This is a genomic window from Bradyrhizobium frederickii, assembly GCF_004570865.1.
In the GTDB taxonomy this organism is placed as follows: Bacteria; Pseudomonadota; Alphaproteobacteria; order Rhizobiales; family Xanthobacteraceae; genus Bradyrhizobium; species Bradyrhizobium frederickii.
This window is the reverse complement of record NZ_SPQS01000006.1, coordinates 223,389-248,535: the sequence shown is the minus strand read 5'-3', so window position 1 is coordinate 248,535 and position 25,147 is coordinate 223,389. Positions and strand designations below refer to the sequence as shown.

Annotated in this window: 24 protein-coding genes; 14 read left to right on the top strand and 10 right to left on the bottom strand. The window is 64.9% G+C overall.

What is annotated here, in order from left to right:
- Window position 1 precedes the first annotated feature (1 nt).
- From E4K64_RS12870 to gntR, 6 genes are all read right to left on the bottom strand, one after another.
- Complete coding sequence (locus E4K64_RS12870; RefSeq protein ID WP_135163838.1) at window positions 2-682, bottom strand: site-2 protease family protein; 681 nt, start codon at window positions 680-682, stop codon at window positions 2-4.
- 146 nt (window positions 683-828) lie between these two features.
- On the bottom strand, window positions 829-1,221 hold the full coding sequence (locus E4K64_RS12865; RefSeq protein ID WP_135163837.1) for a GFA family protein: 393 nt from the start codon (window positions 1,219-1,221) through the stop codon (window positions 829-831).
- A gap of 7 nt (window positions 1,222-1,228) precedes the next feature.
- On the bottom strand, window positions 1,229-1,975 hold the full coding sequence (locus tag E4K64_RS12860) for an SDR family NAD(P)-dependent oxidoreductase (protein ID WP_135163836.1): 747 nt from the start codon (window positions 1,973-1,975) through the stop codon (window positions 1,229-1,231).
- 17 nt (window positions 1,976-1,992) lie between these two features.
- Entirely contained in the window at window positions 1,993-2,724 is a 732-nt protein-coding gene (locus E4K64_RS12855; protein WP_167771972.1) for an SDR family oxidoreductase, read from the bottom strand.
- A gap of 131 nt (window positions 2,725-2,855) precedes the next feature.
- Window positions 2,856-4,685, bottom strand: coding sequence for an IlvD/Edd family dehydratase (locus E4K64_RS12850; protein ID WP_126261154.1), 1,830 nt, complete (start codon window positions 4,683-4,685; stop codon window positions 2,856-2,858).
- Window positions 4,686-4,807: 122 nt separating this feature from the next.
- Complete coding sequence (gene gntR, locus E4K64_RS12845) at window positions 4,808-5,908, bottom strand: HTH-type transcriptional regulator GntR (RefSeq protein ID WP_135163834.1); 1,101 nt, start codon at window positions 5,906-5,908, stop codon at window positions 4,808-4,810.
- A 202-nt stretch (window positions 5,909-6,110) separates the two neighbouring features.
- Here gntR and E4K64_RS12840 point away from each other — a divergent pair, with 202 nt between their 5' ends.
- From E4K64_RS12840 to E4K64_RS12775, 14 genes are all read left to right on the top strand, one after another.
- Window positions 6,111-7,178: an ABC transporter ATP-binding protein gene (locus tag E4K64_RS12840; RefSeq protein ID WP_135163833.1), complete on the top strand. Its 1,068-nt coding sequence runs from the start codon at window positions 6,111-6,113 to the stop codon at window positions 7,176-7,178.
- A gap of 46 nt (window positions 7,179-7,224) precedes the next feature.
- Complete coding sequence (locus E4K64_RS12835; protein WP_135163832.1) at window positions 7,225-8,544, top strand: ABC transporter substrate-binding protein; 1,320 nt, start codon at window positions 7,225-7,227, stop codon at window positions 8,542-8,544.
- A 99-nt stretch (window positions 8,545-8,643) separates the two neighbouring features.
- Window positions 8,644-9,561 carry a carbohydrate ABC transporter permease gene (locus tag E4K64_RS12830; protein ID WP_167771986.1) on the top strand — a complete coding sequence of 306 codons (918 nt, stop codon included), beginning with the start codon at window positions 8,644-8,646 and terminating at the stop codon, window positions 9,559-9,561.
- The gene (locus E4K64_RS12825) at window positions 9,554-10,477 is read left to right on the top strand and encodes a carbohydrate ABC transporter permease (protein ID WP_135163830.1); all 924 of its coding nucleotides are present in this window, start codon (window positions 9,554-9,556) and stop codon (window positions 10,475-10,477) included. The genes E4K64_RS12830 and E4K64_RS12825 overlap by 8 nt, the downstream gene beginning before the upstream one ends.
- Window positions 10,478-10,542: 65 nt before the next feature.
- Entirely contained in the window at window positions 10,543-11,529 is a 987-nt protein-coding gene (denD, locus tag E4K64_RS12820; protein ID WP_135163829.1) for a D-erythronate dehydrogenase, read from the top strand.
- Between the two features lie 24 nt (window positions 11,530-11,553).
- Window positions 11,554-12,522, top strand: coding sequence for a sugar kinase (locus E4K64_RS12815; RefSeq protein WP_135163828.1), 969 nt, complete (start codon window positions 11,554-11,556; stop codon window positions 12,520-12,522).
- An 11-nt stretch (window positions 12,523-12,533) separates the two neighbouring features.
- Entirely contained in the window at window positions 12,534-13,184 is a 651-nt protein-coding gene (gene eda, locus E4K64_RS12810; RefSeq protein WP_126261146.1) for a bifunctional 4-hydroxy-2-oxoglutarate aldolase/2-dehydro-3-deoxy-phosphogluconate aldolase, read from the top strand.
- Window positions 13,185-13,244: 60 nt separating this feature from the next.
- Window positions 13,245-14,414 carry an acetyl-CoA acetyltransferase gene (locus tag E4K64_RS12805; protein WP_135163827.1) on the top strand — a complete coding sequence of 390 codons (1,170 nt, stop codon included), beginning with the start codon at window positions 13,245-13,247 and terminating at the stop codon, window positions 14,412-14,414.
- A gap of 123 nt (window positions 14,415-14,537) precedes the next feature.
- The gene (locus E4K64_RS12800) at window positions 14,538-14,744 is read left to right on the top strand and encodes a hypothetical protein (RefSeq protein WP_135163826.1); all 207 of its coding nucleotides are present in this window, start codon (window positions 14,538-14,540) and stop codon (window positions 14,742-14,744) included.
- Window positions 14,745-14,872: 128 nt separating this feature from the next.
- Window positions 14,873-16,072, top strand: coding sequence for a CaiB/BaiF CoA transferase family protein (locus E4K64_RS12795; RefSeq protein ID WP_135163825.1), 1,200 nt, complete (start codon window positions 14,873-14,875; stop codon window positions 16,070-16,072).
- 152 nt (window positions 16,073-16,224) lie between these two features.
- Window positions 16,225-17,361: a thiolase family protein gene (locus tag E4K64_RS12790; protein ID WP_135163824.1), complete on the top strand. Its 1,137-nt coding sequence runs from the start codon at window positions 16,225-16,227 to the stop codon at window positions 17,359-17,361.
- Window positions 17,358-17,717 carry a Zn-ribbon domain-containing OB-fold protein gene (locus E4K64_RS12785; RefSeq protein ID WP_135163823.1) on the top strand — a complete coding sequence of 120 codons (360 nt, stop codon included), beginning with the start codon at window positions 17,358-17,360 and terminating at the stop codon, window positions 17,715-17,717. The genes E4K64_RS12790 and E4K64_RS12785 overlap by 4 nt, the downstream gene beginning before the upstream one ends.
- A 550-nt stretch (window positions 17,718-18,267) precedes the next feature.
- Complete coding sequence (locus E4K64_RS12780; RefSeq protein ID WP_135163822.1) at window positions 18,268-18,795, top strand: carboxymuconolactone decarboxylase family protein; 528 nt, start codon at window positions 18,268-18,270, stop codon at window positions 18,793-18,795.
- A gap of 27 nt (window positions 18,796-18,822) precedes the next feature.
- Complete coding sequence (locus tag E4K64_RS12775) at window positions 18,823-19,125, top strand: nucleoside triphosphate pyrophosphohydrolase family protein (protein WP_167771971.1); 303 nt, start codon at window positions 18,823-18,825, stop codon at window positions 19,123-19,125.
- Window positions 19,126-19,392: 267 nt separating this feature from the next.
- On the opposite strand, the gene glsA is transcribed toward E4K64_RS12775, so the two are convergent.
- The 4 genes from glsA to E4K64_RS12750 all read right to left on the bottom strand — a co-directional run bounded on the left by glsA (window position 19,393) and on the right by E4K64_RS12750 (window position 25,124).
- On the bottom strand, window positions 19,393-21,240 hold the full coding sequence (gene glsA, locus E4K64_RS12770) for a glutaminase A (protein WP_135163820.1): 1,848 nt from the start codon (window positions 21,238-21,240) through the stop codon (window positions 19,393-19,395).
- A 21-nt stretch (window positions 21,241-21,261) separates the two neighbouring features.
- Entirely contained in the window at window positions 21,262-23,334 is a 2,073-nt protein-coding gene (locus E4K64_RS12765) for a TRAP transporter permease (protein ID WP_135163819.1), read from the bottom strand.
- Between the two features lie 236 nt (window positions 23,335-23,570).
- Window positions 23,571-24,737 (bottom strand): TAXI family TRAP transporter solute-binding subunit, encoded by a 1,167-nt coding sequence (locus E4K64_RS12755; RefSeq protein ID WP_135163818.1) that lies wholly within the window; start codon window positions 24,735-24,737, stop codon window positions 23,571-23,573.
- A 165-nt stretch (window positions 24,738-24,902) separates the two neighbouring features.
- Window positions 24,903-25,124 (bottom strand): acyl-CoA carboxylase biotin carboxyl carrier protein subunit, encoded by a 222-nt coding sequence (locus E4K64_RS12750; protein WP_135163817.1) that lies wholly within the window; start codon window positions 25,122-25,124, stop codon window positions 24,903-24,905.
- Window positions 25,125-25,147: the final 23 nt, after the last annotated feature.

The window sequence follows — 25,147 nt, the reverse complement described above, 5'->3', positions numbered from 1 at the left end:
ACTACGCGTTGCCGGTCAGGAAGAGAACAGCCTGAATCACATAACCGGTCAACGTCCGCAGTATTGCTGAAATAACATCAAGATTTAGACCGAACTGGGAACCTGCAAGGGGCAGCAAAATCAACAGCCCGATCAGGATCAGCATACCGAACGGCTCGAGACGGGCGAGGGGCAAGGCAAGGGGGCGGGGCAACAGCCCGACCGCGACGCGCCCGCCATCGAGGGGCGGGATCGGCATCATGTTGAAGACGGCCAGGATCGCGTTGATGATGAGTGCATTCTTGAGGTTGTCGGCGACCCATTTCGCCGCACTCGCCGGCACCAGAGGCAGGGCATGAAAAGCCAAGGCGGCGGCGAGCGCCAGCAGGATGTTGGTGGCAGGCCCCGCCAGCGCCACCCAGACCATGTCGAGCCTCGGGTTGTTCAGCTTGCGGAAGTTCACCGGCACCGGCTTGGCGTAGCCGAACAGGAACGGCGAATGCGCGAACAACAGCATCGCCGGCAGGATCAGGGTGCCGAAGGGGTCGATGTGCCTGACGGGATTGAAGCTGACCCGCCCGAGCTGCGCGGCCGTGTTGTCGCCGAGCCGGTCCGCGACAAAGGCGTGCGCAGCCTCATGAAAGGTGATGGCGAGCAGCAGTGGCAGCGCCCAGACGGAAAGATCATAGAACGAGATGTTCACAGCCGTTGGTCCCGGTTCGAAAGCGGCCTTGCAGCCGTCCCAGCCAAACCGGCGGTGCAGCAACGCTTCGGCTCAACATAGGGGCGCCGGTTCCGAAATGCCACGCTGCAAATGATCGCCCCGGCGCCGCCGTGCCGGCGGCAAACTCACGCGGGGATCGTGGTCTGATACTGGATCAAGCCGTCGTCGAGCTTCAGCCAGGCGAGCTTTTCCGACACCCAGATGTGCTCGGTCGGCGCAAAGGCGTTGCGGTCGTCGAACGTCGCAAGCGCCACCCCCGCCAGCGTGCCATTACGCCGCCAGGCGAACAGGCGCGTGCCGCAGCGCTTGCAGAACACACGGTCGATGTTCTCCGATGACGGGTAACGCTCCGTGTCGCCGTCGACGGTCAGCGCACGCTGGTCGAACTGCGCCCGGGCGAAGAAGGGCGAGCCCATCGCCTTCTGGCAGATGCGGCAATGGCAGATGCGGACATTGAGCGGCTCGCCCTCCGCCTTGAACCGCACCGCGCCGCACAGGCATCCGCCTTCCCGTATCATGATATCCTCAATAGGTCGCCCGTCCGCCCGAGATATCGAATACCGCCCCGGTCGAGAACGCGCAATCTTCCGACGCCAGCCAGCTCACCATCGCAGCCAGCTCTTCCACCAGCACGAAACGCCCCTTCGGGATCTTCGACAGCATGAAGTCGATATGCTGCTGCGTCATCTGGTCGAAGATCGCGGTCTTCGCCGCCGCCGGGGTCACCGCGTTGACGAGGATGTCGTGCGCCGCGAGCTCCTTGCCGAGCGACTTCGTCAGCGCGATCAGACCGGCCTTGGACGCCGAATAATGCGCCGCGTTCGGATTGCCTTCCTTGCCGGCGATGGAGGCGATGTTGACGATGCGCCCGTATTTCTGCTCGAGCATCGCAGGCACGATCGCCTTGCAGACGATGAAGGGGCCGTCGAGATTGATGCGCAGCACCTTGCGCCATTCCTCGAGATCGGTCTCCCACACCGGCTTGTTGATTCCGGCGATGCCGGCATTGTTGACGAGGATGTCGATCTTGCCGAAGGCCTTGAGCGTCGCATCGCGGGCCTGCTCGACGGCCGCGGTGTCGGTGACGTCGACCTTGAACACCCGGGCGTTGTCGCCGATCTCCTTTGCGGTCTTCTCAGCCAGCGCCGCATCGAAATCCCAGATCGCGACCTTGGCGCCGGAGGCGACAAAACGCTCGGTGATGGCGCGGCCAAAGCCCTGCGCGCCGCCGGTGACGACGGCAACGCGCCCGTTGAGATCAATCTTGTTCATGCCGCAGGCCTCTGGCGTCAGAGCATGTAGCCGCCGTCGACGACGAGGTCGACGCCGGTGGTGAAGGCGCTCTCGTCGCTGCCGAGATAGACCGCCATGGATGCGATCTCCTCGGCGGTGCCGAGCCGGCCCATCTTCTGGCGTGAGATGAACATCTCCTTGCCCTGCGGTCCCTGCGTGGCGGCTCGGTCGAGCATCGAGGGGGTCTCGACGGTGCCGGGGCAGATCGAGTTGCAGCGGATGCCCTTGGTGATGAAATCGAGCGCCACCGCGCGCGACAGCAGCGACACCGCGGCCTTCGACGAGCTGTAGACGTAGCGGTTGGCGGGCGGCCTCAAGGCCGCGCAGGACGAGATGTTGACGATGCTGCCGCCGCCGCCCGCGATCATGTCGGGCAGGAACGCCTTGATGGTCCGGTGCATCGACTTGACGTTGAGGTCGAACGAGAAATCGAAGTCCTCCTCCGAGCATTCCAGGATGGTGCCGTGGTGCACGAAGCCCGCCGCATTGAGCAGGATGTCGATCTTGCCGACGCGCTTCGCAAAGGCGTTGACGTCGGCGGTGTTGCGGACGTCGAGCTTTGCGACCTCGGCGATGCCTTCCTTGGTCAGGCCGGCGATGCCGGCCTCGTTGATGTCGGTGGCAATGACGGTTGCGCCCTCACGCGCGAATGCGATGGCGCAGGCGCGGCCGATGCCGGCGGCTGCAGCCGTGACGACGGCGCGTTTGCCCTTAAGGCGGTCTGCCATGCTGTTTTTCTCCTTCTTGGTTGTCATCTATCCGCCGTCACTGCGAGGAGCGCTTGCGACGAAGCAATCCAGGCTGTCTCCGTGGACAAATCTCTGGATTGCTTCGCTTTGCTCGCAATGACGTGTGGCTGTCAGTGATTATCCCGCGCCACGCCAAATGTGCCGGCGACGTTCTGGTAGCGCGTGGCGAGCTCCATGCAGGCGCCGGTCGATTGCTGGCCGACGGTATTGCGATAGATCTCCTGCCACGGCGTCTGGTTCGGCGGATGCTTGAAGCCGCCGCTGGCCTTCAGCTCGGCGTGGCGCTTCTTCAGCTCCTCGTCCGAGATCAGGATGTTGGCGCTGCCCTTGTTGAGGTCGATGCGGACCTTGTCGCCGGTCCTGAGGATCGCAAGGCCGCCATTGGCCGCGGCTTCCGGCGAGGCGTTCAGGATCGAGGGCGAGCCCGAGGTGCCGGACTGGCGGCCGTCGCCGATGCAGGGCAGGGACAGGATGCCGCGTTTGATCAGCGCCGCCGGCGGCTGCATGTTCACAACTTCGGCGCCGCCGGGATAGCCGATCGGGCCGGTGCCGCGGATGAACAGCACGCAGCGCTCGTCGATGTCGAGCGAGGGATCGTCGATCCGCGCGTGATAGTCCTCCGGACCTTCGAACACGATGGCGCGGCCCTCGAAGGCGTTGAGGTCCTTCGGGTTGTTGAGATAGCGGTCGCGGAATTCCTTGGAGATCACGGAGGTCTTCATGATCGCGGAATCGAACAGATTGCCCTTCAGCACCAGGAAGCCGGCGTCCTTCACCAGCGGCTTGTCGTAGGCCCAGATCACGTCGTTGTCGGGCTTTGGCGCATTGGCGCAGTTCTCGCCGATGCCGCGGCCGTTGACCGTGACGGCGTCCTCATGGATGCGCTTGTGCTTCATCAATTCGCGCACCACGGCCGGCACGCCGCCGGCGCGGTGGAATTCCTCGCCGAGATAGAAGCCCGCCGGCTGCATGTTGACCAGGAGCGGCACGTCGTGGCCGACCTTCTGCCAGTCCTCGATCGTGAGCTCGACGCCGATGTGGCGGGCCAGCGCATTGATGTGGATCGGCGCGTTGGTCGAGCCGCCGATCGCCGAATTGATCACGATGCAGTTCTCGAACGCCTTGCGGGTCAGGATGTCCGAAGGCTTGAGGTCCTCCCAGACCATCTCGACGATGCGTTTTCCCGTCTCGTAGGCGATCTGGCCGCGCTCGCGATAGGGGGCGGGAATGGCCGCGCAGCCCGGCAGCGAGAAGCCGAGCGCTTCGGCGAGCCCGTTCATGGTCGAGGCGGTGCCCATGGTGTTGCAATGCCCGACCGAGGGCGCGGAGGAGGCCACGATCTCCATGAACTCTTCATAGTCGATCTCGCCCGCGGCGAGCCGCTCGCGCGACTTCCAGACGATGGTGCCGGAGCCGGTGCGCTCGCCGGCATGCCAGCCGTTCAGCATCGGGCCGCCCGACAGCACGATCGCGGGCAGGTTCACGGTCGCCGCCGCCATCATGCAGGCCGGCGTGGTCTTGTCGCAGCCGGTGGTGAGCACGACGCCGTCGAGCGGATAGCCGTAGAGGATCTCGACCAGGCCGAGATAGGCGAGGTTGCGGTCGAGCGCCGCGGTCGGGCGCTTGCCGGTCTCCTGGATCGGATGGGTCGGGAATTCCATCGCAATGCCGCCGGCCTCGCGGATGCCCTCGCGGACCCGATGGGCCAGCTCGATATGGTGGCGGTTGCAGGGCGAGAGGTCGTTGCCGGTCTGGGCGATGCCGATGATCGGCTTGCCGGATTGCAGCTCGGCGCGGGTGAGGCCGTAATTGAGATAGCGCTCCATGTAGAGCGCGGTCATGCCCGGATTATGCGGGTTGTTGAACCATTCCTGCGAGCGAAGATGGCGTCGCGAGCCGTTGCCGGCGGGTGCGTGCCCATTGGTTGGTTTCTTTGTCATTGGTTTCTCCTGCAATGCAAACGCACTGGCGTCCGTCCCGGGGTCTCGGCTTGTGCGATGCCCAACGGCGCGAATGATGGATCGCTGGCCCGCTGGCGGGTCGTTTCCTCACAAATCCGATACTAGTCATGAGCGCTTGGTAACGCTACCATTTTGTTCGCCGCAGGCGCGCCGGAAGCGACCGGCCTGCTGTCCGAATGACGCGACGACGAGCTTTGCCGCTCGATGACCTTGAAGCCGAGATCGAGCACCGGCTGCTCGGGGCGGCGTCCGTCGATCGCCTCGATCAGCATGGTGGCGGCCGTGTTGCCCATCTCGTAGCGGTTGGTGCGCACGCTGGTGAGGGTGGGGACGGCGGACGCCATGAATTCGAGGTCGTTGAAGCCGACGATTGCGATCCGGTCGGGGACCGCGATCTCGCGGCGGCGGCATTCGAACAGCACGCCGAGCGCGAGGTCGTCATTGGCGCAGAACACCGCGTCGAGGTCGGGCTCCCGCGCCAGGAGATCGGCGAACAGGGCGCAGCCGAGTGTCACCGAGGTCGGTGTCGCGGTGGTGACGACGAGGCGCTGCTCGAACAATGCAGCGTCCTTCATGGCCGAGACATATCCGTCCAGCCGCCGCTGCACCCTGGGATCCATGCGCGCACCGATGAAGCCGATCTTGCGGCGGGCTTGGTCGAACAGGTGCGCAACCGCCGCGCGGGCCGCATCATAGTGCGAAAAGCCGATCATCATGTCGACCGGATCGGGGCCGATCTCCATGATCTGCACGATCGGACAGTCGGCGGCCTCCAGCATGGCGCGCGATTCCGTGGTCTGGTCGATCCCGGTGACGATCAGCCCGGCCGGCTTCTGCGCCAGAAACAGGCGCAGCAGCTTCTCTTCCTGGAGAATGCTGTAGCGCGTGTTGGACAGCTGGATCGAGTAGCGGCTGCCTTCGGATGCGTCGTAGATGCCGCGCAGCACGTCCGAGAACACGTTGTTGGTGAGAGAGGGGATCAAGACACCGATGACCTCGGTGCGTTGCGAGGCCAGTGCGCGTGCCGCAAGGTTCGGGACGTAGCCGAGCTCCTTGGCGGCGCTCTCCACCCGCGTCCGCTTGGCCACCGACAGGGCTTCCGGATTACGAAAGAAGCGTGACGCCGTAATCGGGCTGACGCCGGCAAGCTCGGCGACTTCCGCCAGCCGGATTTTGCCTGACTTGGTGCGTTTTCGACCCATTTGCTGCTCTTAACACAGTCAGTCCCGCAAACAAAGGAACGTTGACAGCGCTACCAGCAGCGACTAACCAAAGACAAATTGCCAAAACCGCACAAACTGCCGACAATGTTGCCCGCTACGGTCGGGCTTCGTTCGGCGAAGTCTGAAAAAACAAGACGGTCGCGGCGCCAGGGGCGTCGTGGACTATCGAGGAGGGAGCTAGATGTCGTCTGTGCAAATCCGCGACGTGCGGAAATCGTTCGGCAACTTTGAAGTCCTGCACGGCGTGACCGTACCGATCGAAGATGGGCAGTTCGTCGTCCTGGTCGGCCCCTCCGGCTGCGGCAAGTCGACGCTTCTGCGCATGCTCGCCGGTCTCGAGAACATCACCTCCGGCACGATCTCGATCGGCGACCGCGTCGTCAACAATGTCCAGCCCAAGGAGCGGGACATTGCGATGGTGTTCCAGAACTACGCGCTCTATCCGCACATGACCGTTGCCGACAATATGGGCTTCTCGCTCAAGCTGCGGAATGCGAGCGCCGACGAGATCAACAAGCGCGTCAAGCGCGCCGCCGAGATCCTCGCGCTGGCGCCGCTGCTCGATCGCTACCCGCGCCAGCTCTCCGGCGGCCAGCGCCAGCGCGTCGCGATGGGCCGCGCCATCGTGCGCGACCCGCAGGTCTTCCTATTCGACGAGCCCTTGTCGAACCTCGACGCCAAGCTGCGCGTCGCCATGCGCACGGAGATCAAGGAGCTGCACCAGCGGCTGAAGACGACGACCGTCTACGTCACCCACGACCAGATCGAGGCCATGACCATGGCCGACAAGATCGTCGTCATGCATGACGGTATCGTCGAGCAGATGGGTACGCCGCTCGAGCTGTACGACAAGCCCGACAACCAGTTCGTCGCCGGCTTCATCGGCTCGCCCGCGATGAACTTCCTGAAGGGGCATGTGCGCGTCAACGGTGTCGCGACCTTCGAGGGGCCGAACGGCGTCAAGCTGCCGCTCAAGACCGCGCCCGCGGCGTCCGACGGCCGTCCTGCGGTGTACGGCGTGCGGCCCGAGCATTTCACCATCGCCGACGACGGCGCCGAAGCGGAAATCATCGTGGTCGAGCCGACGGGCTCGGAGACGCAGGTATTCGCCAAGATCGGCGGCGAGCAGGTCGTTGCGGTCTTCCGCGAGCGTCACCAGTTCAACCCGGGCGACAAGATCCGGCTGAAGCCCGACCCGTCACTGGTGCACTTGTTCGACGAAGCGACAGGAAAACGCCTGAACGCGTAGTGTGAGTTTTACTTAAGACAATAAAAAGCATCACAGGGAGGACGACATGCAAGACTTTACCCGCCGGACGCTGCTTCAAGGCGGAACGGCACTGGCTGCGACCGGCATGCTCACCGGGCCGGCGCTGTTCGACTTCGCCAAGGCCTGGGCGCAGAGCGCGCCCTGGAAGCCGGAGGCGGGCGCCAAGCTGACCGTGATGCGCTGGAAGCGCTTCGTGCCTGCGGAAGACGATGCGTTCAACCAGATGGTGGCAGCGTTCAAGGCTGCGACCGGCACCGAAATGAACGTCTTCAGCGAATCCTTCGAGGACGTGCAGCCGAAGGCCTCGGTTGCGGCCAATACCGGCTCGGGGCTCGACCTCGCCTGGGGCCTGCACACGCTGCCGCAGCTGTTCCCGACCAAAGTGCTGAAGATGAACGACGTCGCCGATTATCTCGGCAAGAAATACGGCGGCTGGACCGATGCGGCGGCCAAGACCTGCAAGCTCGGCGACGACTGGCTCGGCATTCCCGTCGCGACCAATGGCGGTTACATGACCTACCGCAAGTCGGCGCTCGACAAGGCCGGCTTCAAGGAATTCCCGAAGGACTTCCCCGGCTTCCTCGATATGTGCAAGGCGCTGAAGGCCAACAACACGCCGGCCGGCTTCGCGCTCGGTCACGCCTCGGGCGACGCCAATTCGTGGCTGCACTGGGTGCTGTGGGGGCACGGCGCCTACACGGTCGACCAGAGCGACAAGGTCATCATCAATTCGCCGGAGACGGCGAAGGCGCTGGAGTATTGCAAGGCGCTGTACGAGAACTTCATCCCGGGCACGGCGTCCTGGAACGATTCCTCCAACAACAAGGCGTTCCTCGCCGGCGAGCTCTATTGCACGGCCAACGGCATCTCGATCTACGTCGCCGCCAAGACCGATCCCAGCAAGAAGGAGCTTGCCGAGGACACCCATCACGCGCTCTGGCCGGTCGGACCGGTCGGCAAGCCGAGCGAGCTGCAGCTTACGCTGCCGATCCTCGCCTTCAACTTCACCAAATATCCGAACGCGGCGAAGGCCTTCGTCGCCTTCATGCTGGAGAAGGAGAACTACGAGAAGTGGCTGGATGGCGCGCAAGGCTATCTGCAGCAGACCTTGAACGCCTATGAATCGGCGCCGGTCTGGACGGCCGATCCCAAGAACGCCGTGTTCTCGCAGGCCTCCAAGCGCACGCTGCCGGCGTCCGGCATCGGCACGGTCGGTGAGAAGGCGGCGACCGCGATTGCCGATTTCATCGTCGTCGACATGTTCGCCAATTACTGCACCGGCGCCAAGGATACGAAGGGCGCGATGGCTGAAGCCGAGCGCCAGTTGAAGCGCATCTATCGCTGACGGTCACGGGGCGGGCGCTCTTGGGCCGCCCGCCCATCAACATTTCGATCAGGGATATCGGGCATGGCTGATGTCGCAATTCCCCGGGCCAAGCCTTCGATGAGCGAGGGCGGCGCCTGGACCCAGCTTAAACACAACCGCAACTGGCTCGGCTTCTGGTTCATGGTGCCGGCCATGGCGTTCCTGATCTTCTTCCTGGCCTATCCGCTGGGGCTCGGCATCTGGCTGTCCTTCACCGACACCCGCATCGGCAGGGTCGGGCACTTCGTCGGCACCGAGAACTATGAGTGGCTGTGGGACGATTCCATCTTCTGGCTGTCGGTGTTCAACACGCTGCTCTACACCTTCGTCGCCAGTGCCCTCAAATTCGCGATCGGCCTCTATCTCGCGCTGCTGCTGAACGAGAACATGCCGTTCAAGGCGATGCTTCGCGCGATGGTCCTGATCCCCTTCATCGTGCCGACGGTGCTCTCGGCATTGGCGTTCTGGTGGATCTTCGACTCTCAATTCTCCATCATCTCCTGGTCTCTGAAGCATCTCGGTGTGATCAATCAGAACATCAATTTCCTCGGCGACACGACCTGGGCGCGCATTTGCGTGATCTTCGCCAATATCTGGCGCGGCGTGCCGTTCGTGGCGATCACGCTGCTCGCCGGCCTGCAGACGGTGTCGCCGTCGCTCTACGAAGCCGCGACGCTCGACGGCGCCACGCGCTGGCAGAATTTCCGCTACATCACCTATCCGCTGCTGACCCCGATCATCGCCGTCGTGATGACCTTCTCGGTGCTGTTCACCTTCACCGACTTCCAGCTGATCTGGGCGATGACGCGCGGCGGCCCGGTCAACGCCACCCATCTGATGGCGACGCTGTCCTATCAGCGCGCGATCATCGCCGGGCAGCTCGGCGAGGGCGCGGCGATCTCCAGCGCCATGATTCCGTTCCTGCTCGCTGCGATCATGGTGTCCTGGTTCGGCCTGCAGCGCCGCAAGTGGCAACAGGGAGAGAACAATGACTGATCTTCCTGCCTCGAAAGTCGATCTCAAGTCCGTCCTGTCGGCGTCCGCGCGCGTCGATAACAGCGAGGGCATGAGCTATCTGCAGTCGGTGCCGCGCCGGCTCGTGACGCTGTATCTGCCGCTCACGATCATCGTCGTGGTCCTCCTGTTTCCGTTCTACTGGATGGCGCTGACCTCGGTGAAGCCGGACGATCAGTTGCTCGATCTCGACAGGTTCAACCCATTCTGGACCTGGAATCCGACCTTCAAGCACTTCCACAAGCTGCTGTTCGAGAGCTACTATCCGTACTGGCTCTGGAACACGATGTACGTGGCGATCTGCGCCACCATTCTCTCGATCGTCGCATCGGTGTTTGCGGCCTACGCGATCGTGCGCTTGCGCTACAAGGGTGCCAATCTGGTCGGCGGGCTGATCTTCCTCGCCTATCTGGTGCCGCCCTCGATCCTGTTCATCCCGCTCGCCACCGTCGTGTTTCAGTACGGCCTGTTCGATTCGCCGCTGGCGCTGATCCTGACCTACCCGACCATCCTGATCCCGTTCTCGACCTGGCTCTTGATGGGCTATTTCAAGACCATCCCGTTCGAACTCGAGGAATGCGCGCTGATCGACGGGGCGAGCCGCTGGCAGATCCTGATCAAGATCGTGCTGCCGCTCGCCATTCCCGGCCTGATCTCGGCCTTCATCTTCTGCTTCACGCTGTGCTGGAACGAGTTCATCTACGCGTTGACGTTCCTGCAATCGACCAGCAACAAGACGGTGCCGGTCGCGATCGTCAACGAGTTCGTGGACGGCGACATCTACCGCTGGGGCTCGCTGATGGCGGGAGCCCTGGCCGGCTCGTTGCCGCTCGTCATCCTTTACGCCTTCTTCGTGGAGCATTATGTGTCCGCGATGACCGGCGCCGTGAAGGAATGACCGCCGGGCTGCTTAAGAGCGCGCCAGGAGCGGCGCGCTCCGGCCAATGACAAGGAGTTGAGCTCTTGCACATTCTGGTTCTGGGCGCCGCCGGCATGGTCGGCCGCAAACTCTGTGAACGGCTGCTGCGCGACGGTCGGCTCGGCAAGAGCGACATCACCAAACTGACCATGCATGATGTGGTGGAGCCGAAGAAGCCGGAGAAGGCCGGTTTCCCCGTCGAGACCGTGTCGGGCGATTTCGCCGTGCCGGGCGCGGCCGAAAAGCTGATCGCCGGCCGCCCCGACGTGATCTTCCATCTCGCCGCCATCGTCTCCGGCGAAGCCGAGCTCGATTTCGACAAGGGTTACCGCATCAATCTGGACGGCACGCGGATGCTGCTCGATGCCGTCAGGCTGGTTGGCGGCGGCTACAAGCCGCGCGTCGTCTTCACGTCCTCGATCGCGGTGTTCGGCGCGCCGTTTCCGGATGCAATCGGCGACGAGTTCTTCCACACCCCGCTGCTCAGCTACGGCACCCAGAAGGCGATCGGCGAACTCCTGCTGGCCGACTATTCGCGCCGCGGCTTCCTCGACGGCATCGGCATCCGCCTGCCGACCATCTGCATCCGGCCCGGCCTGCCCAACAAGGCGGCCTCCGGCTTCTTCTCCAACATCCTGCGCGAGCCGCTGGCCGGCAAGGAAGCGGTGCTCCCGGTTTCCGAGGACGTCCGCCACTGGCATGCCACGCCGCGCTCGGCCGTCGGCTTCCTGCTCCATGCCGGCACCATGGATCTCGCTGCGGTCGGCCCGCGCCGCAACCTGACCATGCCGGGACTTTCGGCCACGGTCGGCGAGCAGATCGCGGCCCTGAAGCGCGTTGCCGGCGAGAAGGTCGCTGCCCGCATCAAGCGCGAGCCCGATCCCTTCATCGTCGGCATCGTCGGTGGCTGGCCGCGCAATTTCAACCCAAAGCGGGCGCTCGAACTCGGCTTCACCACCGCCGAGAAGACCTTCGACGACATCATCCGAATTCACATCGAAGACGAGCTCGGCGGCAATTTCGTCGCCTGATCGCTGACTGAGCGGGTCCTGGTGATGGCGAGCGTTGCTTGCATCGGCGAATGCATGGTCGAGCTCCGGCAGGCCCAGGGCGGGGCGTCTGCCGGGCAGGGGGGCGGGCTTTATTCGCGCGGCTTCGGCGGTGATACCCTCAACACCGCCGTCTATCTGGCGCGGCTCGAAATCAAGGTCGACTATCTCACCGCGCTCGGCGACGATGCCCTCAGCGACGAGATGATCGCGGCCTTGACGACGGAAGGTGTCGGCACGCGGCGTGTCGTGCGGCTGGCGGGCAAGTTGCCCGGCCTCTACATGATCCAGACGGATGCGAAGGGCGAGCGCCAGTTCTTTCACTGGCGCGACAGCGCGGCGGCGCGCCAGCTGATGAATCTGCCGGAGACCGACGAGCTGCTCAATTCGCTGATGAGCTACGACATCGTCTATCTCTCGGCGATCACGCTCTCGATCTACGATGCGCCGGGGCGCGAGCGCCTGTTCGCCGCGATCAAGCGCGCGCGCCTGCTCGGCACCCGCTTCGTGTTCGACACCAATTTCCGCGCGCGGGGATGGCCGGACCGCGACGTCGCGCGGGAGGTCTTTGCCGCAGCCTTCGCGACCGCCGACATCGTGCTGACCTCGACCGAGGACCTGCTCGCGCTCTATCCCGGCGAGAGCAACCACCAGTTGATGGCGCGCATCCCGGCGCCCGAGCTGGTATTCCGCCTCGCCGAGCCGGTCAGCCTGCTGCGCTTCCCCGGCGGCACGAGCGAGGTCCGCGCCGAACCGATGTCCAAGCCGGTCGTCGACACCACGGCGGCCGGCGACAGCTTTGCTGCCGCCTACATTGCCGCCCGGCTCGCCGGTTCCGATCCGGTCGAGGCTGCCCAGGCCGGGCATCGCCTCGCCAGCCTCGTGATCTGCTATCCCGGCGCCATCATTCCGGGCTATGCCATGCCGCCGAAGAAGCGGCACCGGCCGGCGGCCACGCGTCAAGCGACCAAGTGAATCGAGATCCTATGCCCACGACTGCCCAACAGAACCACCTCGTCGCGCTGTTCAGGGACGCGACCGTCATTCCCGTCCTCACCATCGAGCGCATCCAGGACGCCGTGCCGCTGGCGCGTGCGCTGGTCGCCGGCGGCGTCCGCACGCTGGAGGTGACCCTGCGCACCCCCGTTGCGATCGAGGCGGCGCGGGCGATGATGGCCGAAGTGCCCGAGGCGGTCGTCGGCATCGGCACGATCCTCAATCCGGCCGACTTCACCCGTGTCGAGAAGCTCGGCGTCGCGTTCGGCATCAGCCCGGGCCTGACCCCCGACCTTCTCAAGGCCGCCACCCATAGCTCCCTGCCGTTCGCGCCGGGCATCGCCACGGCGTCCGAGCTGATGATGGCGCTGGCGCACGGCTTCGACGTGGCAAAATTCTTCCCGGCCGAGCAGGCCGGCGGCATCAAGGGCCTGCGCTCGCTCGGCGGGCCGTTCCCGAACGTGCGGTTCTGCCCGACCGGCGGCATCGGTGAGGCCAATGCGGCGAGCTGGCTCGCCGAGCCCAACGTGGTCGCGGTCGGCGGTTCCTGGCTTTGCCCGACGGCGGAGATCAGGGCCGGGAACTGGGCCGGCATAACAGCCATCTGCCAGCGCACCCTGAAAGCCCTGAAAGCCGCGTGAAGTCTTGCCATCCCTGGGCTAAGACTTAGCTCAGGACAAGACCCCCAGGGAGAGAACATCATGACCGCCAGCATCGTCGGATGGGCGCATACGCCGTTCGGCAAGTTCGACACCGAAACCGTCGAAAGCCTGGTTATCCGTGTAGCCAATGAGGCGATGGCGGATGCCGGCATTTCGGCCGGGGATGTCGACGAGATCGTGCTCGGCCATTTCAACGCCGGCTTCTCGCCGCAGGACTTTACCGCCTCGCTGGTGCTCCAGGCCGATCCGAAGCTGCGCTTCAAGCCGGCGACCCGCGTCGAGAACGCCTGTGCCACGGGCTCCGCCGCCGTGCATCAGGGCCTGCGCGCGATTGCCGCAGGCGCCGCCAAGATCGTGTTGGTCGTCGGCGTCGAGCAGATGACCCGCACCCCCAGCGCGGAGATCGGCAAGAACCTGCTCAAGGCCTCCTATCTGCCCGAGGACGGTGACACCGTCGGCGGCTTTGCCGGCGTGTTCGGCAAGATCGCCAGCTCCTACTTCCAGAAATACGGCGACCAGTCCGATGCGCTGGCGCTGATCGCCGCCAAGAACCACAAGAACGGCGTCGCCAATCCCTTCGCCCAGATGCGCAAGGATTTCGGCTTCGACTTCTGCCGCGCCGAGAGCGAGAAGAATCCTTACGTCGCCGGCCCCCTGAAGCGCACCGACTGCTCGCTGGTCTCCGACGGCGCCGCGGCGCTGGTTCTGGCCGATGCCGAGACCGCCAAGGGCATGGCCAAGTCGATCGGCTTCCGCGCCACCGCGCACGCCCAGGACTTCCTGCCGATGAGCAAGCGCGACATCCTTCAGTTCGAGGGCTGCACCGTCGCCTGGCAGCGCGCGCTGGAGAAGGCGGGGGTGACGCTGTCCGATCTCTCCTTCGTCGAAACCCACGACTGCTTTACCGTCGCCGAGCTGATCGAGTACGAAGCGATGGGCCTGACGCCGAAGGGGCAGGGCGCCCGCGCCATCAAGGAAGGCTGGACGCTCAAGGACGGCAAGCTGCCGGTCAACCCGTCCGGCGGTCTGAAGGCCAAGGGCCATCCGATCGGCGCCACCGGCGTCTCCATGCACGTGATGACCGCGATGCAGCTCGCAGGCCAGGCGCCCGAGGGCATGCAGCTCAACAATGCCAAGCTCGGCGGCATTTTCAACATGGGCGGGGCCGCGGTCGCCAACTATGTCTCCATCCTGGAGCCGCTGAAGTAGGCTCTCGTAGGGTGGGCAAAGGCGCGTAAGCGCCGTGCCCACCCTTTCCTTGCGTTAGATCATGGTAGGCCCGCTTCGCTTGGCCCACCCTCCGGCTCCTGATTGATTGGCGAGACGCGCATCATGAGCAACGACTACGAAGACTCTCTCTCCCTCGACGCACTCAACGATCGCATCGCGATCCTCGAGGACAATATCCGCCAGCTGATCGAGCAGGCCGCGGCCGCCTCGGGCGAGCAGAGCGAGTCGCGCATCGCCGACCGGATCAACCAGCAGAACGACGAACTCGACCGGCTGCTCAAGATCCGCGAATCCCGCCAGAAGAAATAGCGGCCGGTATCGCCGCGCGGCGCATGCGGCCATACGCCGGCCGCCCTTGCACGCACGGCCTCGCTGCCTTTAGCTGGACCGAAATCGCGGGGCCGCGCCTTGAGCCCCTGCGCAATCGGGAGCGAACGATGGGGCCGCTGAAGGGCATCAAGGTCATCGACATGACCACCGTGCTGATGGGGCCCTATGCGACCCAGATGCTCGGGGACTACGGGGCCGACGTCATCAAGGTGGAATCGCTCGACGGCGACGTCACCCGCCTGATCGGCCCGATGCGCCACGCCGGCATGGGCCCGGTATTCCTCAACACCAACCGCAGCAAGCGCTCGATCTGCCTCGATCTGAAAAAGCCTGCCGGCCGCGAGGCCGTGCTGCGGCTGCTGAAGGACGCCGACGTCCTCGTCTACAACGTCCGTCCGCAGGCGATGGCGCGGCTTCAGCTCGGCTACGATGTCGTGTCCGCCATCAATCCGCGTCTCGTCTATGCCGGCGTGTTCGGATTCGGCCAGGACGGGCCCTATGCCGCAAAGCCCGCCTATGACGACCTGATCCAGGGGGCCACCGCGTTGCCGGCGTTGATGGCGCAGACCGGCGACGGCGTGCCGCGCTACGTGCCGAACGCGCTGGTCGACCGCATCGTCGGTCTCACCGCCGTCGGGGCGATCTGCGCCAGCCTGGTGCACCGCGACCGCACCGGCCGCGGCCAGCGCGTCGACGTCCCGATGTTCGAGACCATGGCCGGCTTCGTCATGGGCGACCACATGGGCGGCCTCACTTACGAGCCGCCGCTCGACAAGGGCGGCTATGCCCGCCACTTGTCGCGCGACCGCAGGCCCTACAAGACCTCGGACGGCTATCTCAGCGTCATCGTCTACAACGACAAGCAGTGGGAGAACTTCTTCAAGGCGACGGCGCGCGACGACCTGCGCGCCGATCCCAAATTCGCGACCTTCGCGGGACGTGCCGCCAACATCGACGTCGTCTATGCCGAGCTCGCGCGCATCTTCGAGACGCGCAGCACGGCCGAATGGATCGAGCTGCTGACGAAGGCCGACGTGCCCGTGATGCCGATGCATGACCTTGCCTCGATCCTGCACGATCCGCATCTGGAGGCGACGAATTTCTTTCCGGTCGTGACCCATCCGACGGAAGGTCCGATCCGCAGCATGAAGGTGACGGCAACCTGGTCGGAGACCGAGGCCGAGCCGGTGCGGCTGGCGCCGCGGCTGAACGAGCACGGCGAGGAGATTTTGCGCGAGATCGGCTATTCCGCTGACGAGATCGCCGCCATGGTCCGCGATGGCGCGACGCGGTCGGCGCCGGAGTAGGGAATGACGATATGTAAGACGACTCTCTCATCCGTCATTCCGGGGCGCGACGAAGTCGCGAGCCCGGAATCCATCCATCCTCCGCACACGCGGCGCGATGGATTCCGGGCTCGGTCCTTCGGACCGCCCCGGAATGACAGCGGAGAGAGAGCATGAGCTTCGTCACCGGCGTCGGCCTCACGTCGTTCGGCAAGCACGAGGGCTCGTCCTCGCTGGACCTGATGAGCAAAGCGGCGCAAGCCGCGCTCGACGATGCCGGGCTGAAGCGTTCGGACATCGACGGCATTCTTTGCGGCTATTCCACCGTCTCGCCCCACATCATGCTGGCGACCGTGTTCGCCGAGCATTTCGGCATCCGCCCTGCCTACGCTCACGCCGTGCAGGTCGGCGGCGCCACGGGGCTCGCGATGACGATGCTGGCGCATCACCTCGTCACGTCAGGCGTGGCGCGCCACGTGCTCGTCGTCGCCGGCGAGAACCGCCTCACCGGGCAGAGCCGCGATGCCTCGATCCAGGCGCTGGCACAGGTCGGCCATCCCGACTACGAGGTGCCGTTAGGTCCGACCATTCCCGCCTATTACGGCCTCGTCGCCAGCAGATACATGCACGAATACGGCGTGACCGAACAGGATCTCGCCGAGTTCGCGGTGCTGATGCGCAGCCACGCCTGCACCCATCCCGGCGCGCAATTCCGCGATCCCATCACGGTCGCCGACGTCATGGCCTCGAAGCCGGTGGCGATGCCGCTCAAGCTGCTCGATTGCTGCCCGGTGTCCGACGGTGGCGCGGCCTTCGTCATCAGCCGCGAGCGGACCGGAGAAGCGGGCGTGCGCATCCGCGGCTGCGCCCAGGCGCATACCCATCAGCATGTCACGGCGGCGCCCGCGCTTCACGAGCTCGGCGCCGAGATCTCCATCGCGCGCGGCAGGGAGGCTTGCGGCGTTACGATCTCCGACGTGCGCTACGCCGCGATCTACGACAGTTTCACGATCACGCTCGCCATGCTGCTGGAAGACCTCGGCCTTGCCGGTCGCGGCGAAGCCGCGGCCCGCGTGCGCTCAGGTCATTTCGGCCGCGACGGCGCGATGCCGCTGAACACCCATGGCGGCCTGCTCAGCTACGGCCATTGCGGCGTCGGCGGCGCCATGGCGCATCTGGTCGAGGCGCATTTGCAGATGACGGGGCGGGCGGCTGCCCGCCAGGTGCGCGATGCCTCGATCGCGCTGCTGCATGGCGACGGCGGCGTGCTGTCGTCGCATGTGAGCATGTTCCTGGAGCGGGTGCGATGAGTGAGCCTCCGGCGGACTGGACCAAAGGCGAAGAGGCCATCACTTACCAGGCCTGCACCTCATGCGGGCACGTGCAGTATTTCCATCGGGCCTTCTGCGCGGCGTGCGGAGAATCGGATCTCCGCGTGCTGCGCGCCAGCGGCAAGGGCAGGGTCTACGCGGCCTCGCTGGTCTGCCGCGCCGCCGCGCCCGAGACGCGGGCGCACGTGCCCTACAACATCCTGCTGGTCGATTGCGCCGAAGGTTTTCGCATGATGGCTCACGGGGAGAATGACCTTGCGATCGGCGATTCGGTCATCGCGAGCTTCAGACCCTTTGCCGGCAAGCTCGTGCCGTTCTTTGCCAGGACGAAATAGTGGGGACCATGGAGCGGGCTTCGTCATTCGGGGGCGGTCCGGAGGACCGAGCCTGGAACGGGTATTCTGGGCCTGGCCTGTGCGAGAGCCACCCCGGAATGACGAAAACGCTGCGCGCATGATCCGGAAAAGTGCGAGCCGGTTTTCCGGAAAGATCACGCGCAAACAAGGACTCTAACGCCCGTAGAACAAGATGCTGGCGATGACGAGCATCGCCGTCACCGCCAGCATATGCGCGAGCGCTCCCGAGGCCGCCCCCTTGGTGGCTTCCTTCATGCCGTTTTCTCCCTAGACTTGGGCGTGACTCATCGTTGTGCGGCTAGCGCACCCGACGGCCAATTGTTTTACTCGGAACACCCCACTTCTCGAGTACTCACCGCAATGTAATCCCCACGCGGCGAATATCGACTGTCTCAGGGTCGATCAGCAATGCGGCGGCATTTTGACTCGATGATGTTGCTCCCGCGTCGGTGCAAGACTAGAGTTTCGAGCAACTCTCGCCGGCGATTACAAAAAGAATCAAGAGCTCTGGGAAAACTTCAGGAAAATCATGGCCCGCATTCAGTACAGCGACCCGTCCAAGGCATCCGACCGCACCCGCGAGATCCTCGACAAGAACCGCAACGCCAACATCTTCCGCATGATGGCGCACTCGCCGAGCTATTTCGAGCAGTACTGCCGGCTCGGGGGCGCGATCCGCCACAAGGGTGAGCTCGATCCGATCGTGCGCGAGCTCGCGATCACCCGCACTGGGATCCTCTGTGAGGCGCCGTACGAGATCGTTGCGCACAAGCGGATCGGCAAGAATGTCGGCGTCACCGACGCGCAGAACGAGGCGCTCGAGAACTGGCAGGCGGCGACCTGCTTCAACGAGGTGCAGCGCGCCGCGCTCGCCTTCACCGACGAGATCGTCAAGCTGAAGAAGCCGACCGATGCCACCTTCAGGGCGATCGCGTCGAAGCTCACGCCGGCCGCGCTGGTCGAGCTGCAGCTCTCGGTCGGTTTCTACATCATGACCTCGAAATTTCTGGAGACCTTCGAAATCGATCTCCAACCCGTCACCGAAGTGGTAGGCTGAACCCCAAGAACGCGGCGAGAGATGCCGATGACGATCGACGATTACGCGGCCTGGGCCGCGACCATTGCCAAGGTCGATGAGCATCCGTCCAACGAGCGGCTGTCCTATCTCGGCCTCGGTCTTGCCGGTGAAGCCGGCGAGGTCGCCGATCACATCAAGAAGCTGCTGCGCGACGACTGGCTCGACAAGGCGGGTCTGGTCGATGAGCTCGGCGATGTCATCTACTACTGGGCCTGCCTGTGCGCCGCGACCGGCCAGCAGCCGTCAGAGCTGCTCGAAGCGAGCGCAAAGAAGATCAAGCGACGGCTGAGCGAGGCGGCGAGCCGCTAGGCAATGTGCGAACTGTGCGCTCCGTCTACCGCTTCCCTCCGCAGGGCAATCGCATATTGGAGCGATCTCGCCTGTGGCCATCCTTCGAGACGCCCGCCGTTGGCGGGCCCTCAGGATGAGGATCGGGTGCGCGGCGCGAGTTTCAACGAGCACCAATGCTGCTTAGCCTCATCCTGAGGAGACCGCGAAGCGGTCGTCTCGAAGGACGAGGCGCGTGCTCAGGTCCCGCAAAGCGTCATAGCTCTGTCTCCCCAAAGACACCGCCGCTCAGGTCGAGGTCAAGATATCCACCTTCGCATTGGCGACGATCAGGCGGTCGGCGAGCAGCTGCGCGAGGTTGCGCATGACGCGCTCGCTGGCGCGCGGGTGCTGCTTGCGGAAGCGTTCGAACTCCTTCAGCGGCACTTCGAACGCTGTCGCCGCCATGTCGGCGAACACGTCGGCCGAGCGCGTCGGCTCCAGCAGCGCCATCTCGCCGAACGCCATGCCGGCGGTCAGCGTCGCCAGCCGCACGCCGTCGGGCAGCGTGACATGCACCGCGCCGCTGCGCAGGAAGAACAGGGAGGAGGCCGGATCGCCCGTGGTGATGATCTTCGCGCCGGCCTGAAAGGTTCGGATCGTGCAGATCGAGGCGAGATCCGTCAGCTCTTCCTCGCTCATGCCGGCAAGCAGCGGCTGCTCGGCGAGCTCGGTGGTCTCGTGAAAGTCGATCGAGCCGCCATAGCGGTAGACGATCTGGTCTTCGGCCCATTCGACCGCGGTGTCGAGCAGGTAGAAGTCGCGGACGTTCTTCAGCTCGGCGGTCCATTCCCGCAAGCTGTCCCATTCCCTGGAGGCGCGCCTGACGCCGGACAGCACCACAGTGACGTTCAGGGCCGCGAGCTCCTCGAAGGCTTCGGCGATCAGCCGCGCGCCTGCGCGGGTGGTGGACGTGACACGGTGCAGGTCGAACACGACGATTTGCGGCCGCGGTCGTCCGGCCAGCCGGCGCGAGACGTAGTCGACGGCCGACAGCGACAGCGTGCCGACCAGCTCGATGACCCGTACCTCCTGCTCATGCGCGGCCAGGATCTCGCGCTCCTGCGGCCGGCGCACGCGGCGCGACGGGCTCTTGCCGATATCGTAATCGGCGATGACGGCGTTGCGGGCATCGTCGCTGCGGTTGAGCATGTGCAGGTCGTAGTGCGAGGACAGCGCCTCGCAGACCTTGATGCCGCGCACGCTGTTGCCGTGCTTGTCGAGCTTTGGCGAATAAGTGCCGAGCCCGAGGCGGGCAGGGAGCGCCGCCAGAATGCCGCCGCCGACGCCGCTCTTGGCGGGAATGCCGATGCGGTAGATCCACTCGCCGGCATAGTCGTACATGCCCGACGAGGTCATCACCGAGAGGGTACGCGAGATCGCGTAGGGCGTCAGCACCTGCTCGCCCGTGACCGGATTGACGCCGCGATTGGCCAGCGTTGCCGCCATCACCGCGATGTCGCGCGCGGTGACCAGCACCGCGCATTGCCGGAAATAGACGTCGAGCACGGCGGCGACGTCGTCCGAGATCACCGCGTTGGTCTTGAGGAGATAGGCGATGGCGCGGTTGCGGTCGCCGGTCTGGCTTTCGGAAGCATAGACGGCCTCGTCCACGGCGAGCTCGCGGCCCGCAAAGCGGCCGAGTGCGAGACGGATCTGCTCGAAGGCTTCTGCGCCCTTGCTGTCGTGGATCAGCCCGGTGCAGGCGATCGCGCCGGCATTGACCATCGGGTTGAACGGGTGGTTCTCGGCGTTGAGGCGGATCGAGTTGAAGGGATCGCCCGAGGGCTCGACGCCGATCGCGCTCTCGACCCTGCCGGCGCCGAGCAGGTCCAGCGCCAGCGCGAACACGAACGGTTTCGACATCGACTGGATGGTGAAGGGCACCCTGGAATCGCCGACCTCGTAGACGTGGCCATCCAGGGTCGCGAGGCTGATGCCGAAACAGGCAGGGTCGGCCTTGCTCAGCTCGGGAATGTAGTCGGCAACGCTGCCTGAAGTTTCGGCAGAGAATTCGTTGAGGCAATTGTCCAGAAACCGCAGCAAAGGCGGTTTCGAGCGGGTCCAGGCGGCTGCGAGAGGCGAGAGCGGTGTCATCGCCTCACTTGTGCAACGCAATCAGGGGACGCGCAACCCGTCCGGCATCACGGGCTGGCGTCGGATCAGCAGAAGCGCGATCAAGATCGTCGGCAGGAGGATCCCAAGGCCGAGCAGCGTCACCTGCAGCTGCGACAGCGGCATGATGCCGCCGCCGGGCGTGGCCACCACGAAGCCGCCGATCACCAGCAGCACGCGGAGCGGCCATTCCAGCACGCCGGCGCCGCGCAAGTCCCCGACGAAAGGCTGGTAGCCCTGAATGCCGCCGCAGATGAACAGCGTGCCGAATGCCGCGAGCCCCATCAGGCCGAGGCCGGCGAGATACGGGCTCGGCCCCTGCAGCACCAGCGCCGGATTGAGAACGAAGAAGAACGGCAGAAAATAGATGATGCTGCCGACCCACATCGATTCCCAGCCGGTCTTCATCGCCGGCGAGCCGGCAATGCCGGCGGCGGCGAAGGAGGCGATCGCGACCGGCGGGGTGATCGACGACAGCATGCCCCAATAGAAGATGAACATGTGCACCGCCATGCGGTTGAGCCCGAGCTTCTCCAGCGCGGGCGCGACCAGGATGGCGAGGAAGATGTAGCAGGCCGTCGTCGTCAGCCCGAGGCCGAGGATCAGGCTGGTCAGGGCGCACATGCCGAGCAGCAGGAAGGGATTGTCGCCGGCGATATGCAACAGGTCGTTGGCAAGACTCGACACCACGCCGGTCATCGAGAATGCGCCGATCAGCAGGCCGCAGCCGGCGAGGATGCCGACGAGCTCGACGAAGGTGCGGCCGTTGACCTCGAGGAATTTGCCGATGGTCGCAAGCGTCCAGCGCGTGTCCTTGGAGAAGAGCTGGTTGAGCACGAGCAGCAGCGCGGTGGCGTAGAACGGCGCATGACTCTCGCGCTTGAAGTAGAGCAGCATCACGATCAAGAGCGCGATGACGAAGACGTAGTACCAGCCGTCCTTGATCGTATCCATGACGCGCGGCAGGTCGGCGCGCGGAATGCCCTTCAGCTTGTGGCGCGCGGCGTAGGCGTCGACCTGCATGAACAGGCCGGCGTAATAGAGCACGGCCGGAATGATCGCGGCCACCGCGACGTCGGCGTAGCTGACGTTGAGGAACTGGGCGATCACGAAGGCGGTGGCACCCATCACCGGCGGTGCCAGCACCGCGCCGGTCGAGGCACAGGCCTCGATAGCTGCCGCATAGGAGGCGCGGAAGCCGCTCTTCTTCATCACCGGGATGGTCATGGTGCCGGCGGTGAGCACGTTGGAGATGATCGAGCCCGACATCATGCCGAGCAGGCCGCTGGCGAAGATGCAGACCTTGGCCGCGCCGCCGCGGAAGGTGCCGCACAGCGCGAAAGAGAGGTTGATGAAGAACTTTCCGGCGCCGGTCATCATCAGCGCGGTGCCGAACACCAAGAAGCCGATCACGGTGTCGGCAAAGGCCTGGATCGGAATGCCAAGCAGGCTCTCGCCCGACAGCACGTGATAGGCGGTCGCCTGTTCGATCGTCGATTGCGTGCCGCGGAACGGTCCGAGCCAGCCGGCCTCGGCGAACAGCGGATAGACGGTGAAAGGGAGAACGCTCAGCAAAAGGCTCCAGCCGCCGGTGCGGCGCAGCGCCTCCATCAGCATCACCCACATCACGAGGCCCGCGGCGATCACGTTGTTCGGCGCGCCGCCGAATTCCCAGCCGGCCTCCGCGGCCTTGCGGACGTTCGACATCAGCAGCAGCGCGGCGGCGAAGGTCGCGACGAACAGGACAAGGTCATACCAGGGAATGCGGTCGAGCGGCGCGCGCTCGGTGCCCGGGAAGATCAGGAAGGTGAACGGCAGCATCAACGCGATCAGGAGGTAGAAATATTCCGTGTTGAGCTGGGTATAGCCGACGAAGAATCGCAGCGAGAATTGCTGGTTGATGCACAGCAGGATGGTCGCCGCGGTCGCGGCCACCAGCAGCCAGCGCCAGGCGCCGCGCAGCGTACGCACACGCGTGACCTCCGCTTCCTGCATGTTGGCGGCGGCGCCATGCGGATCGTCGAACACGACCCGCTTGGCCTCGTCTTGCGGGGCGGTGGTGGTGGAAGAGGACATGAGGTGGACCCTGCGCGTGGGCTACTGAAAGCAGATTAATCGAATGACAGTTGTTTGAATCGCCCGCGCCACGGGCTCAACCTCTCCCGCTTGCGGGAGAGGTCGGCGCGCAGCGCCGGGTGAGGGCTTTCGCCTCTGCGGGAATCCCACCATGGAAACACCCTCTCCCCAACCCTCCCCCGCAAGCGGGGGAGGGAGCGCACTTCCCTCTTGGCGCGAAGCGGGGTCCATTCGCTCTATTCCTCGAACCCGTTCGGCATGCCGGCTTTGGCAAGCGCCGCCGCGCGGGCCTTCATCCAGCCCTCGAGAAACGCCTTGTCGTCCGCCGGCGGATTGGACTTGCCGTAATCGGTCCACGCCGCGCCGAGCACCTCTTGCCGCTTGATCAGCTTGTTGTTGTGCGCCTCCTGCGCATCGCTCCATTGCCCGGCCTCCTTCAGCGCCTTCACCGCGCCGGGATGCACCGGCACCACCCAGTTCTTGGTCTGGCGATCGGCGGCAAGGCCGCCGGCGCCGGGCGCGGAATCCTTGTAGGCGTCGTAATTGACGATCATGGCCTTGGTCATCGCATAGACCTGATCGGCCGGCTGCGAGGCGTAGGCCACGAAGATCGGGTAGGGGTAATTGCCGAGTTCGACCGGTTTCTCCGGCGAGATGCCGGCGCCGCAGGTTGCGACCTGCGGGAAGAAGAACGAGCCGACCTTCTGCATCCGCGCCCAGCCTTCCTTGTCCTTGGCGGGCAGCGGCGGCCAGATCAGGCCGCGCGGTGAGGTCTCGGCTTCCTTGGCGGGGCCGGTGATGGTGGTGCCGAAGGCGGCATCGACGTCGTTGTTGATCAGGCCCTTCCACATCGCGCCGTAGCTCGCGAACTCGACGACCTTGACGTCCTTCTGCGTCAGGCCGGCGAAGGCGAGCACCGCGAGCGAGTTCTGGTTCAGCGCCGGCGAGCCGACCACGAATCCGACGCGCTTGCCCTTGAGGTCCTTCAGCTCCTTCACGCCGGTGTCGGCGGCCACCGCAAGCGAGGCGCAATTGCAGTCGACGGTCGAGAGCAGGGTCTGAAGCGGTTGCGGGCCCCATTCCCTGGCGCCGAACTCGAACACGCCTTCCTGCGCGAAGTAGGTGCCGGACCCCATCGCCGAGGCCACCGCGCGCTTGGCGCGCAGCGGCGCAAGGCGGGCGACGTCGTTGCCGGCGGGGAGCACGCGCACGTCGGTGCCGTACTTGTCCTTCATCATCTTGCCGACGCCGACCGCGATGTTGAAGCCGGCAGTGCCGGTGTCATAGGCGGTGAAGGCCAGCGTCGCCGGCAGCTTGATGTCTTCGGCGAACGAGTAGCGTGTAGACGCAAAAGAAATGCCTGCCACCAAGGCAGGCGCGAGCACGAGCAGCCCACGAAGCATGTTTCCCTCCAATGATCCTCGCTTTGCCGCGAAGATTTTCGTTCTTTGTTTGAAACAACGTTTTGTTTGCAACAGATCATGTCACCGCGATCGAGCGATGGCAACGCCGTACCGCGCATGCGGAATGAGGCTGACAGATTGTCGCGCGTACTTCGAACAGAACATTCAGCACGCGACGATGGCGATCGCCTGACCCTCCGCGATGACGTCGTCGAGTTTCACCAGCAGAGACGTGATCGTGCCGCTTGCGGGCGAGGACACCGGTATCTCCATCTTCATCGCTTCGACCACCACAACGTCATCGCCATCCGCGACGGTTCCTCCAACTTGCACGGGAGTTGCGCAGATGCGTCCCGCGATCTCGGTGACGATCTTAATTTCTGGCATGCCATCGCCTTTTTGTTGTCGCC

Bases quoted from the DNA above. Each gene is read 5' to 3' on its own strand.
- E4K64_RS12865 (WP_135163837.1), bottom strand. From the start codon at position 1,221: ATGATACGGGAAGGCGGATGCCTGTGCGGCGCGGTGCGGTTCAAGGCG.
- E4K64_RS12860 (WP_135163836.1), bottom strand. From the start codon at position 1,975: ATGAACAAGATTGATCTCAACGGGCGCGTTGCCGTCGTCACCGGCGGC.
- E4K64_RS12855 (WP_167771972.1), bottom strand. From the start codon at position 2,724: ATGGCAGACCGCCTTAAGGGCAAACGCGCCGTCGTCACGGCTGCAGCC.
- E4K64_RS12850 (WP_126261154.1), bottom strand. From the start codon at position 4,685: ATGACAAAGAAACCAACCAATGGGCACGCACCCGCCGGCAACGGCTCG.
- gntR (WP_135163834.1), bottom strand. From the start codon at position 5,908: ATGGGTCGAAAACGCACCAAGTCAGGCAAAATCCGGCTGGCGGAAGTC.
- E4K64_RS12840 (WP_135163833.1), top strand. From the start codon at position 6,111: ATGTCGTCTGTGCAAATCCGCGACGTGCGGAAATCGTTCGGCAACTTT.
- E4K64_RS12835 (WP_135163832.1), top strand. From the start codon at position 7,225: ATGCAAGACTTTACCCGCCGGACGCTGCTTCAAGGCGGAACGGCACTG.
- E4K64_RS12830 (WP_167771986.1), top strand. From the start codon at position 8,644: ATGAGCGAGGGCGGCGCCTGGACCCAGCTTAAACACAACCGCAACTGG.
- E4K64_RS12825 (WP_135163830.1), top strand. From the start codon at position 9,554: ATGACTGATCTTCCTGCCTCGAAAGTCGATCTCAAGTCCGTCCTGTCG.
- E4K64_RS12815 (WP_135163828.1), top strand. From the start codon at position 11,554: ATGGCGAGCGTTGCTTGCATCGGCGAATGCATGGTCGAGCTCCGGCAG.
- eda (WP_126261146.1), top strand. From the start codon at position 12,534: ATGCCCACGACTGCCCAACAGAACCACCTCGTCGCGCTGTTCAGGGAC.
- E4K64_RS12805 (WP_135163827.1), top strand. From the start codon at position 13,245: ATGACCGCCAGCATCGTCGGATGGGCGCATACGCCGTTCGGCAAGTTC.
- E4K64_RS12800 (WP_135163826.1), top strand. From the start codon at position 14,538: ATGAGCAACGACTACGAAGACTCTCTCTCCCTCGACGCACTCAACGAT.
- E4K64_RS12795 (WP_135163825.1), top strand. From the start codon at position 14,873: ATGGGGCCGCTGAAGGGCATCAAGGTCATCGACATGACCACCGTGCTG.
- E4K64_RS12790 (WP_135163824.1), top strand. From the start codon at position 16,225: ATGAGCTTCGTCACCGGCGTCGGCCTCACGTCGTTCGGCAAGCACGAG.
- E4K64_RS12785 (WP_135163823.1), top strand. From the start codon at position 17,358: ATGAGTGAGCCTCCGGCGGACTGGACCAAAGGCGAAGAGGCCATCACT.
- E4K64_RS12780 (WP_135163822.1), top strand. From the start codon at position 18,268: ATGGCCCGCATTCAGTACAGCGACCCGTCCAAGGCATCCGACCGCACC.
- E4K64_RS12775 (WP_167771971.1), top strand. From the start codon at position 18,823: ATGACGATCGACGATTACGCGGCCTGGGCCGCGACCATTGCCAAGGTC.
- glsA (WP_135163820.1), bottom strand. From the start codon at position 21,240: ATGACACCGCTCTCGCCTCTCGCAGCCGCCTGGACCCGCTCGAAACCG.
- E4K64_RS12765 (WP_135163819.1), bottom strand. From the start codon at position 23,334: ATGTCCTCTTCCACCACCACCGCCCCGCAAGACGAGGCCAAGCGGGTC.
- E4K64_RS12755 (WP_135163818.1), bottom strand. From the start codon at position 24,737: ATGCTTCGTGGGCTGCTCGTGCTCGCGCCTGCCTTGGTGGCAGGCATT.
- E4K64_RS12750 (WP_135163817.1), bottom strand. From the start codon at position 25,124: ATGCCAGAAATTAAGATCGTCACCGAGATCGCGGGACGCATCTGCGCA.